Below are 12,092 nucleotides of genomic sequence, written 5' to 3'. Positions count from 1 at the left end.
TGGTGTTTGATGTTAATATCCGTCATTCTGCGGAAAGCGGGGTCCCGTGGTTACCAGGTCAATCTGGGATTGCGGAATAGGACGCAATACATGGAACGGCCGGATGCCTGCAGCAGAAATGGAGTTGTATGATTGCACACGTGCCAGCAGCGATTTTGTACGCACCAGATCATACCAGCGGTTGTATTCACCGTACAGTTCGCGTGTACGCTCGTCGAGGATATAATCGAGCGTTACGGTTGCGCCGGTGATGGTAACGGCGGTTACCGCCGTTGCATTCTGCGCAGGTGTATTGGTGGAACGATAAGCCGCGCGCTGACGTACCGCATTGATCATGGTAGCGGCATCACCGGGACGGTTGTCTTTGAAAGCCGCTTCGGCAGCCAGCAGATAGGTGTCGGCCAGGCGGAATAAAATGATCGGGCGGTCAGACGGATCATTGAAATGCTGACGCGTGGGATCGAGGTGTTTCACCATCGTAGGAAACCATTCAGTGGTGTATTCCGATGGCGCAACGATCACTGCTTTCGATGCCCGGCGTTGCGCTTCTGTCACTTCCACTCCCGGCATCCACAGGGCCGTGTCCACTCCTTTTACCCATGTGTAATTAGTGAGCGGATTACCACGCTGCACAGTAATGGTAATCGGATTGTTGTTGGCATCCTGCCCCTGCGCACCGGAGGTCGGGCGGTTATACAACCATATTTTCTGGAATGTCTTATCATAACGCGAATCGTTGTCACGATTACTGAACACATTGTACGTATAATTCGTCGGACGGAAACGGCGGAATGGGCGGCCATTGGCCAGGTCCCGCGTTACAACCTGCTGTGTGCTGGCAGTCGTACCCGCAATACCGGCATTCACATTTCGCGTAAGCGTATAAAAACAAACCCAGTAGTGATTGGAACGGTTTTCTTTGTTACCATCCGCAGCAGTAGTATTGTTATAACCGCTTTCAGAGAACAAGGGATCTGTATTGCGATCCATCACAAAAATGGATTCTTTGCCATATTCATTGCCATCGCGGTACACATTGGCAAAATCCTGTTCAAGATCCAGCCCATAGGTAGCTCTGTTGGTAATAAGCTCATTGGCCGTGGTATAGGCTTTTGAAAAGTCATCCGCTTTTGCTGCCGTGGACCAACCGCGCGTCAGGTAAACTTTCGCCAGCAAATGCAGCGCTGCGGCTTTGGTAGCACGGCCTTTTACAGGCGATGCCGGTGAACCGGATATCGCGGGAAGCATGGCCGACGCATCGATCAGGTCCTGCACAATGGCATCATACACCTGCCCGATAGGCTGGCGCGTAGCGGATGTACTCGGTTCCTGGATGAACGTCAGGTTAAGCGGCACATCACCAAAGTTTTGTACCAATAAGAAATAATAGAATGCACGGAGAAAATGTGCTTCGCCCAACAACACCGTCTTGCGTGCCGCATCGATGCTGGCATTGGGGCCGTATTGCAAGACACCATTCAGGTTGTTGATCGCCAGGTAGCTGTTGTTCCAGATAGATTGAATGGACCCGTCTGTTGGCAAAATATTATACAGGAAAAAATTATCGTTGCCATCGCCACCCTTGTTCACTTCATCCGTACCTGAACAAGCCGTGTAAGCAAAACCTTCACTTCCCCAGAAGTAGCGCGATACGGCATAAGACGCGGTGACACCCGCTTCCAGACCGGTTGGCGTGGAGAAATAATCAGGTGTGAGTTCGGAACGGTATTCCGAATCGAGGACTTTGCGGCAACTCATCGGCGTAGCCAGCACAGCCAGCAGGCAAAGTGCAAATCCTGATTTTATTAATTTATTTTTTTTCATACCAGGTATTTTTTGATTGAGAACCGCTTATAATTTGATGTTAAGACCAAAAATGAATTGACGGGTGGCAGGCGTATTCAAACCGACGGTAATCGCGCGCGTAGTCACTCCGGTGTTTGCATTGGCGCCTTGCGTTTGCACCGCACCGCCTGTACCTGTACCTTCCGGATCGAAGCCCAATCCGGCTTTCACAAATGGTGAATAAAGAATGAAGGGATTCTGCGCAGAGAAATAAACACGAACCGAACTCAATCCCGCACGCTCCATCCATTTACCGGGCAATGTATAGCCGAGATTGATGCTGCGCACTTTGATGAACGAAGCATCATAATAACCGAGCGTGGATGAATAGTTGATGCGGTCTGTGGTGCCATCCGGTTTAGGGAATGCATTGGTCGGGTTTTGCGGCGTCCAGTAATCCACTTTGTATTGATTGGCGCGGCTGTTACCAAATCCAAAATAACCAGTGCCGGTGCCGTTGTTTTGCAGGTAGGTAGCTACAAGTGTGCCGCCCATCCGCGCAAACAGTACAAATGACAGATCGATATTTTTATAAGCAAAACGATGTGTCATACCACCGATCCAGTCAGGTTGGAAAGTACCGACCACCTTGCGGTCGGCATCCGTGATGCGGCCATCACCATTGAGGTCTTCGAGTTTAATTTTCCCGGGGGCAAAATCTGATGAACCATAACCGGCAGCAATATTCGCTTCGTTGGTTTGCCAGATACCGATCTTGTTGAAGTCATAGATCACGTTAACAGGATAACCAACAAACCATCCATTGCCGATGTCCTGCATTTTGCCCGGCTCTTCGAGCGCCACGATCTTTTCGCGGTTCAGGGAAAAGTTCACATCCATTGTCCAGGTGAAATCGTTCTGACGCACATTAACAGTGCTGAGGGATATCTCGATACCCTTGCCTTCCGTTTTGGCGGCGTTCGTCCAATAACTTCCGGCACCGTTGCTGGCAGGAAGACTTTTTTGTACCAGCAGGTTGTCTGTCGTCTGACGATATACATCGATCGAACCTGTGATGCGGTCGTTGAACAAACCGAAGTCTACACCCGCGTTCCAGCTGGCCGTTTTTTCCCATTGCAAACTGCGGTTGGGTAATGAACTAACAAAATAACCGAGCGCATTGGTAGAACCGAAATTGTAGCGGTTGCTCGACAAGGAACCCGTGGTTGCATTAGCAGGAATGCCCTGGTTGCCGGTAACGCCATATCCACCACGCAGCTTCAGTGAATTAACAAAGTCAACACCCTGCATAAACTTTTCGTTGCCGATATTCCATCCCAAAGCAAATGCGGGGTAATTCAGGTATTTATCAACGGGGAAAACAGAAGAGCCGTCGCGGCGGAACGTGGCCGTGAACATAAACCGGTCATCAAAAACATAATTCACACGCCCCATGAAAGAGACCAGGCCGGATTTGTTGAAATAATTATCTGCGGCCGGCACCGTTACATTCTTGGCCAGGTTGAAATTGTAATACTGAATCACTTCAGCGGGAAAATCATTTCCATCTACCCGGCTGCCAAATCCCCGATCCTGCTGAATGCTGTAAAGACCGGTGAAACCGACGCGGTGACGATTGGCAATTGTTTTATCATAGTTAAGCAGATGCTCAATCGTATATGTCCATCCTTCTGCGTTGCGCAAAGAGGCATTGGCCTGCGCAGCAGAACTTGCAGAAGGGTTCTGGATGGTATTCGGACCATTGAAAATGCCGCGGTTTTCCTGGCGGAAATCGAGGCCGACATTCAGGCGGTATTTAAGATCTTTTAAAATTTGCAACTCGCCATAAAGACTGTTGAATGTACGCAGACGGCGGCGGCGGTCAACAATCATATCGCGGTCCTTCAATGTCAGCGGGTTCATGGTGGCTGTAGCATCTACCGTACCGGTCATCGGGTAAAGGTTCACGCTGCCATCATCGTTGTAGGCCGACACAAACGGCGGAATGCGCAGTGCTCCGTACAATGGATTCACTCCTTCCCCATTCGTATAACCCAGTGTATTCAATGAATTCAGGCCAATCTTTACACGTTTGCCCACCTTGGCATCGATGGTTGCGCGCAGCGAGAAACGTTCGAACGACTGACCCGTGATCACCCCTGTTTCTTTGAAATAACCACCACCGATACCGTAAGTGGCGGCATCGCTTCCACCGGAAACACTGAGCTCGTGGTTGGTAACAGAACCCTGTTTGTACAGATAATCCTGCCAGTCTGTATTGGTCCCTTTGGCAATACCATCGAGTTCCGCCGGAGAATAGCCGGCACTGTACTGCGACAGATCACGGAAATCTTTGAACTCGCTTGCATTAAACATATCATAAGTGCCCATCACATTCGCGAAGCCGTAATAAGAGTTGATGCTGAGTTGCGGCTTGCCGGAACGGCCCCGTTTCGTTGTTACCAATATCACACCGTTGGAACCACGTGAACCGTAGATGGCTGTTGCAGATGCATCTTTCAGGATATCGACATTGGCAATATCATCGAGGTTCAGGTCATTGATACTTCCACCAAAAGGAATACCATCCACCACGATGAAAGGATCGTTGCTGCCGCTGAGTGAGCGGTTGCCGCGGATGCGGATTTGTCCGCCTGCACCGGGTCTTGAACCGGTACGGGCAATATCCACACCGGCTACGCGGCCTGTTAATGCCTGCACGGCATTCGCTGAAGGCACTTCGCGCAAGGTTTCACCGCGCACAGAACCGATAGCGCCCGTTACATCTTTGCGGCGTTGCTGACCGTAACCTACAACCACTACTTCACTTAAACTACCGGAGGTTGATTTCAATTGAACATTGATATCTCCGGTGGCCGTAACGGCCACTTCAACGGGTTCAAAATTTACGCTGCTGACAACGAGTATATCACCTGTACTGGCCTGCAGCATAAAGGTTCCGTTCTGTGCGGTACTGGTACCGGTTGTTTTTCCTTTAATAGCAACGGAGGCGCCCTGAACAGGCTCGCCCGCATCGTTGCTTACACGACCGCGGACAGTGCGTTCCTGCGCAAATAATACGGACGGACAAAGCAGCAGCAGAAAAAGAATGACTGCCGGCGATCGGCGAAGGAAGACGCCGGAGACAATTGGTTTGGCTTTCCGCATAACCATGAATTTCATGATCAGTTAGTTTTAAATGAAGAAAGAGATGTAGTTCAACGTACAGGCAGGCGTTGATGGCAGTTAGGTAGAGTTCATATAGCAATCGTTTAAAGAATGAGTATAATAATCGAATACGTAATTCAGCTTATCGACCCATCTGCACATCGGTGGTAACAACAGGTGTGGCACCGAGTTCCTGGCTTCTCTTTCCGGGCAGGCTTCCGCCGACATGAATGCGCACCGTTCCTTTTACGGCAACAGCTTCGCCGTCTTCATTTATCACTGTCAATTGTTGCGACTTCAATACAAAATCAACTTTTGCGGAAGCCCCTGGCTTCAGTTTCACACGACGGAAGCCTTTCAAGGCATAAAGCGGTGCATCTTTCAGATCGGGATAAGACACAAACAATTCCACCACTTCTTCCGCTTCCCGCGTTCCTTTATTGGTAACGGTTACGGAAGCCTTCAGCCCGTTTCCTTTGTTAACCGTAAGGTTGCCGTAAGCAAACTTGCTGTAGCTTAAACCAAAACCGAAAGGATACATCGGTTCGGCGTCCATATAACGATAAGTGCGGCCCTTCATGGAATAATCTTCATAAGGCGGCAACTGTTCCAATGATTTGGGAAAAGTGAGCGGCAATCTGCCGGAAGGAGATTCTTTGCCAAACAATACATCACCAACTGCATGTCCGCCCTCTTCACCCGGATACCACGCGAGTACAACGGCGTCTGCGAGTTCGTGCACTTCAGACAAATTCATCGGCGAACCGCCGGTGATCACGGCCACGATCGGTTTAGTATTGTTGTTGCGCATTTTCTTCAAAAACTCTATCTGCGCAGCGGGAAGATTATAATCAAGACGATCACCAAAATGAGGTGAGGCAATGGACTCTCCTTCTTCCCCCTCGAGGAAACCCGTGATACCCAATACGGCAATCGTTACATCCGCATTCTTGGCTTCGTCGGTTGTCCAGTCGATCGGATTCACATTCGGACGATCCAGCAAAACGCCGGGGCGGTACTGCAACTGGCTGCCGGGCTTCAACTGAGCCGAAACACCTTCGAGAATGGTCACGAGATTACTATTGAGGCCATTATAATTTCCCAGCAAAGCATCGATGCTGGCGGCATTGGGACCGGTAATAAAATATTTACGCAGGTCATTCTTCAACGGAAGAATACCGTTGTTCTTTAATAACACGATCGACTTCACCGCCACATCACGTGCCATCTTGCGATGGGCGGCACTATTAATTACGGAAGCAGGAATACGTGCGTAAGGATTTTTTGAAGCATCGTCAAACATACCCAGGCGGAACCGCGTATTCATTAACACAGCAAGTGAACTATCGACCTGTTTTTCGGAAACAAGGCCGGTCTTTACAGCATCGGCCAAACCATCGCCGAATACGCTTCCACAATTAAGATTAACGCCGCGCTGCAAAGCGAGTGCGGCTGCTTCGCGCGCATCCTTGACGATCTTATGTCCATTGTAAAAATCCACGAGTGCCCAGCAATCGCTGACCACATGGCCTTTAAACTTCCACTTTTTGCGCAGCACATCCTGTAACAAATAAGTATTGGCGCAGCAGGGCTCTCCGTTGGTGGCATTATAGGCGCACATCACGGCTTCCACGCCGGCATCTACCAAAGAATGAAAAGCCGGAAGGTAAGTATCGTATAGATCGTGCATGGATGCCGAAGCATTGAACTCATGCCGTAACCGTTCGGGACCGCTGTGTACGGCATAATGTTTTGCGCAGGCTGCCACTTTCAGATAACGCGGATCATTTCCCTGCAAACCTTTTACAAAGGCCACGCCCATGCGCGAAGTAAGAAACGGATCTTCCCCATAAGTTTCCTGGCCTCTGCCCCAGCGCGGATCACGGAAGATATTGATATTGGGTGTCCAGAAAGTAAGACCGCCATACTTCATATAATAACCTTTCGCGATCGCCACATTGTTCATGGCACGTGCTTCGGTGGAAATAACATCGGCTACTTTACGGATGAGGGAGTCGTCAAACGTAGCGGCCATACCGATCGCCTGCGGAAACACAGTAGCGCTTCCGGAGCGGCCGACACCATGCAAGGCTTCATTCCACCAATTGTAGGCAGGGATGCCGAGCCGCGGGATGGCGGGTGCATCATAAATAAGCTGACCAATTTTTTCTTCCAATGTAAGTTGGGAAATGAGGTGCTGTATCCGCTGTGATACCGGCAAAGCAGTATTCCGGAAAGCGGGTTGCTTTTGACCATACATTACAAGCGGCAAAAGCGGTACAAGCAAAGCAGATAAGAAACGCTTTTTCATAATGGCAATCGTCTGGCTGTTCGTTAGGGCAATCGTTGCGGGAAAAGCTGTATTTCCCTGTCACGATTGCTAAAATAGGAAAAAAAATGAAAAATGTAACCGATTGCATAAATTTTTTAAAAATATCCTTTACTTTGCTTTATTATCAAGCCGCAAACGATTGTAATAAATATGAAAACAGACAGCAGGGCAGATATTACTATATATGATATAGCACGACAGCTCAATTTGTCGGCAGCCACCGTCAGCCGCGCACTTAAAGATCATCCTGCTATCAACTCCAAAACCAAGAAAAAAATCAACGAACTCGCCACCGAACTCGGCTATCGCTCTAATAATTTCGCCAGCAATCTCCGTCGCGGACGCACCAATACTATTGGTGTTCTCGTGCATGAGTTGAACAGCGGATTCATCTCCTCCGTATTGGCGGGCATCGAGAAAGTAACCACTGAAGCCAACTACGATTTACTGATCGCCCAGTCTTCCGAGTCGGCCAAAAAAGAAATCGCCAACGCCAATAACCTTTTTCATAAACGCGTAGACGGATTGATCGCCTCGCTTTCTTTTGACACGGAGAATCTCGCCCACTTCGACCCTTTCGTGAAGAAAGGCATCCCGCTTATTTTCTTTGACCGCGTGTTCGAAGACAGCGAAGGCGCCAAAGTAGTGATCGACAACTTCAGGGCGGGCTATGATATGACGCAACACCTGATCAACCAGGGATGCAAACGCATCATGCACGTAACCGCGAGCCTGAAACGTAACGTTTATGCCGATCGTTTACGCGGATACAAACAGGCACTGGCCGATAACAGTATAAAGTATGACGATGACCTGGTTGTTGTCAATGGCCTGGAAGAAAGTGACGGTATCGAAACTGCACAACGCGTATTGCGCATGAAAAAGAAGCCTGATGGGATGTTTATCACCAACGATTTCTGCGCCGCCGTGATCATGCACCACCTGCAGGAAGAAGGCATCCGCATTCCGGAAGACATCGCCATCGGCGGTTTCAATAATGATGTTATGGGAAAAATTATTTCGCCCCGACTCACCACCATCGATTATCCCGGTGTGCAGATGGGAGAAATAGCAGCCCGCAACCTCATCAGTCATCTCGATGGTAGCGCCACACTGGCACACACGAATAAAATCATCATCAAATCCGAATTGATCATCCGCGAATCGTCTGTCCGGAACTCCTGAAACATGCGCTGCTGGTTGCTTTTATTGCTGCTGGGCTTTGCTTTAACGCCGCTGCACGCCGAAGATGGCTACCGCCTCTGGCTGCGCTATGATGCCATAAAAGATCAGCCAAAACGGCAACAGTACCTTTCTCAATTGTCTTCCATTTATATCGATGATGAAAACACCGCCGCAAAAAACGAACTGACAATTGCGCTGTCTGGTTTGCTGGAAAAAAAACCTGTGTTCACCCCTGCAGCCTCAGCCGGGCTCATTATTACCACCGCAAAAAACATTTCCGATAAAAAAATAAAATCGGCCCTCACCGCTGCCAACGATGAAGGCTATGTGATCGGCTGGCAACACAACAAATTGTTCATCACTGCGAACACGAATGCAGGTTTGTTGTATGGAACTTTCAGGTTGATCCAACTCATTCAGCAAAACGAATCGCTGAACAATCTTTTTATAACCAATTCTCCTTCGCTGCACCACCGCATTCTCAATCATTGGGATAACCTCGACAGAAGCGTGGAGCGCGGATACGCCGGTCAGTCTTTGTGGAAATGGCACCTGCTTCCCGGCTATATCGATCCGCGTTACCGCGATTATGCCAGGGCTAATGCTTCTGTCGGCATCAATGGTACGGTACTGACCAATGTAAACGCCAATGCACGTGTACTAACCGACACCTACCTTAAAAAAGCAGCAGCACTCGCTGATGTTTTCCGGCCTTATCATATCCGTGTTTATTTAACTGCCCGTTTCAGTGCACCGATCGAAATCGGTGGCCTGCGCACGGCCGATCCGCTGGACCCGGAAGTAAAAAGATGGTGGAAGAATAAAGCAGCTGAAATTTATCAACTCATTCCCGATTTTGGTGGCTTCCTCGTAAAAGCCAACAGCGAAGGACAACCCGGTCCGCAGGATTATCAACGTTCGCATGCAGACGGGGCCAATATGCTGGCCGAAGCACTGGCGCCGCACGGTGGCATTGTAATGTGGCGCGCTTTCGTTTATAGCCATGAAACACCCGACGACAGGGCTAAGCAGGCTTATACCGAATTCAAACCGCTCGACGGAAAGTTTCTCCCGAATGTAATCCTGCAGGTAAAAAACGGCGCCATCGATTTTCAACCGCGCGAACCTTTTCACCCGCTCTTCGGCGCTATGCCGCAAACACCCTTGATGATGGAGGTACAACTGACGCAGGAATACCTGGGTGCCGCTTCACATCTTGTTTACCTCGCACCGTTGTTTAAGGAAGTACTCGATGCAGACACTTACCAGCCCGTTGCCGGCAACAGTGTTGCATCCGTTTTACAAAAAAATAAAAATGGCGGCATCGCGGGCGTGGCCAATATCGGTGATGAACGCAACTGGTGTGGCCATCCTTTTGCCCAGTCCAACTGGTTTGCTTTCGGTCGCCTTGCCTGGAATCCTGCTATTTCATCGAAAGAGATTGCCCGGGAATGGATCAGGCTGACTTTTGGAAATAATGCAACTGTCGCCAATACACTCACGCCAATGCTTTTGCAAAGCCGCGAGACAGCGGTCAACTATATGACGCCGCTCGGCCTGCATCATATCATGGCCTATGGTCATCATTATGGTCCCGGCCCCTGGGTGGCCAATAAACCACGCGCTGATTGGACTTCGGTTTATTATCACCGCGCAGATTCCACCGGTATCGGATTCGACAGAACAGCCACGGGTAGCAATGCTTTATCCCAATACGCCGCAGGCGCACAACGCCAATGGGAAAACCCGGCGACCTGCGATGAAAAATTCTTACTATGGTTTCATCATGTCCCCTGGAATCACCGTATGCAATCGGGCCGTAATCTCTGGGAGGAAATTTGTTACCGTTATAATACCGGCGTCAGTGAAGTCAGGGATATGCAAACCAAATGGCATAAACTAAAACCCTATATCGACGAAGAACGTTTTGAACAGGTGCGCATGCTGCTGAATATACAGGAAGAAAATGCCGTGTTGTGGAGAGATGCGTGCGTTGCTTATTTCCAAACCTTTTCGCGTCAGCCTTTGCCGGCTAATTATCCGCAACCTGCGCATTCACTTGATTACTATCAGCAGCAAAATTTTTATTATATGCCCGGCAATCCGGGTTAAACCAATGATATGTTTGTTCTGGGTATAGATATCGGCACTTCTTCCATCAAGGCTTCGGTGATCGAAGCGGCATCCGGACGTATTGTTGCATCGGCGCAATACCCCGATACCGAAACGCCAATCCTTAGTCCGCAACCGGGCTTTGCCGAACAATCGCCTTTGCAATGGTGGAATGATGTACAAGCCGCGATTCAACTCCTGACGAAATCATCATTGTTCAATCCGGCTGATATTGCCGCCATCGGTCTTTCTTACCAGATGCACGGTCTTGTATTGATCGATGAGCAAAACCAGGTACTTCGCAACAGCATCATCTGGTGCGATAGCCGCGCGGTGGAAATCGGCAGACAGGCAGCACAGGAGCTTGGCGACTACTGCGACGAAAACCTGCTGAACTCGCCCGGAAATTTTACTGCCAGCAAACTGGCCTGGGTGAAACAAAATGAACCGGATATTTATCGCCGCATACATAAGATCATGCTGCCGGGTGATTTCATTGCCCTGCAACTGACCGGTGAACTCACCACCACTCCTTCGGCATTAAGCGAAGGGATCTTCTGGGACTTCAAACAAAATGAGATCTCTGCGAAACTGCTCTCTTATTTTGACTTTGAGGCTTCTTTCCTTCCCGAAGTCCGTGATGTATTCAGTACGCACGGAGTGTTGAAAAAAGATATTGCGGAATCGTTCGGTCTCAAAGCCGGTATTCCCGTAAGCTACAAAGCCGGTGACCAGCCCAACAATGCGCTTGCATTGAACGTGCTTCATCCCGGTGAAGTGGCGGCTACGGCCGGCACCTCCGGTGTGATCTATGCCGTTACCGATCATCTCGCCGCCGACCGCGCCTCACGGATCAACAGCTTTGCTCACGTGAACCATACCGCTTCGCAAAACAGGATCGGTGTGTTGTTAAATATCAACGGCTGCGGAAGCATGAACCGCTGGATACGGCAGAATATCGCGAACGATAAATCATACGACGAACTAAACAACCTCGCCGCTTCCGTTCGCCCCGGCAGCGAAGGACTGCAGATCATTCCTTTTGGCAACGGAGCCGAACGCATGCTGGAGAACCGCATCGTTGGCGCACAGCTCCGTCACCTCGACCTGAACGTACATCAACCGGCACACCTGTTCCGCGCAGCGCAGGAAGGTATTGCTTATGCTTTCCGGTATGGACTCGACATTATGCGCGAGAACAATATTCATCCCGGAGTGATCCGCGTTTCGCACAGCAATATGTTTCTCAGCCCGGTATTCACCGACATATTCGTGAACGTTACCGGTGTACCGGTGGAACAATACGCCGGTGATGGAAGCGCAGGTGCCGCGAGAGGTGCCGCCATCGGAGCGGGACTGATCTCCGCCGATGCAACATCCGGCACAACAGCAGTAAAGGTGACCACACCTGATAAACATTCGCCTTACAGTGAATTGTACGAAAACTGGAAACACACACTCGATCAACTTATTTTCTCACCGGAGCAATCACTTGTTCCCTGAAACAAAA

At 49.8% G+C, this 12,092-nt stretch carries 6 protein-coding genes; 3 read left to right on the top strand and 3 right to left on the bottom strand.

Going from position 1 to position 12,092, the window contains the following annotated elements; translation table 11 throughout:
- Positions 1–12 precede the first annotated feature (12 nt).
- The 3 genes from H608_RS0108145 to H608_RS0108135 all read right to left on the bottom strand — a co-directional run bounded on the left by H608_RS0108145 (position 13) and on the right by H608_RS0108135 (position 7,264).
- The gene (locus H608_RS0108145) at positions 13–1,824 is read right to left on the bottom strand and encodes a RagB/SusD family nutrient uptake outer membrane protein (RefSeq protein WP_028787245.1); all 1,812 of its coding nucleotides are present in this window, start codon (positions 1,822–1,824) and stop codon (positions 13–15) included.
- A 27-nt stretch (positions 1,825–1,851) separates the two neighbouring features.
- The gene (locus H608_RS0108140) at positions 1,852–4,968 is read right to left on the bottom strand and encodes a SusC/RagA family TonB-linked outer membrane protein (RefSeq protein WP_051268133.1); all 3,117 of its coding nucleotides are present in this window, start codon (positions 4,966–4,968) and stop codon (positions 1,852–1,854) included.
- Between the two features lie 127 nt (positions 4,969–5,095).
- Positions 5,096–7,264: a glycoside hydrolase family 3 C-terminal domain-containing protein gene (locus H608_RS0108135; protein ID WP_028787243.1), complete on the bottom strand. Its 2,169-nt coding sequence runs from the start codon at positions 7,262–7,264 to the stop codon at positions 5,096–5,098.
- A gap of 171 nt (positions 7,265–7,435) precedes the next feature.
- On the opposite strand from H608_RS0108135, the gene H608_RS0108130 reads away from it, so the two are divergent.
- Genes H608_RS0108130 through H608_RS0108120 form a run of 3 tightly spaced genes read left to right on the top strand, consistent with a single transcriptional unit; the run spans position 7,436 to position 12,085 of the window.
- Positions 7,436–8,470, top strand: a complete 1,035-nt coding sequence (locus tag H608_RS0108130) for a LacI family DNA-binding transcriptional regulator (RefSeq protein WP_038007792.1) — start codon at positions 7,436–7,438, stop codon at positions 8,468–8,470.
- A gap of 3 nt (positions 8,471–8,473) precedes the next feature.
- Positions 8,474–10,582, top strand: a complete 2,109-nt coding sequence (locus H608_RS0108125; protein WP_028787241.1) for an alpha-glucuronidase family glycosyl hydrolase — start codon at positions 8,474–8,476, stop codon at positions 10,580–10,582.
- Positions 10,583–10,591: 9 nt separating this feature from the next.
- Positions 10,592–12,085 (top strand): xylulokinase, encoded by a 1,494-nt coding sequence (locus tag H608_RS0108120; RefSeq protein WP_028787240.1) that lies wholly within the window; start codon positions 10,592–10,594, stop codon positions 12,083–12,085.
- The last annotated feature ends 7 nt before the right edge of the window (positions 12,086–12,092 follow it).

The sequence above is a fragment of the Terrimonas ferruginea DSM 30193 genome (assembly GCF_000425585.1).
In the GTDB taxonomy this organism is placed as follows: Bacteria; Bacteroidota; Bacteroidia; order Chitinophagales; family Chitinophagaceae; genus Terrimonas; species Terrimonas ferruginea.
This window is presented reverse-complemented; position numbering and strand designations above follow the sequence as displayed.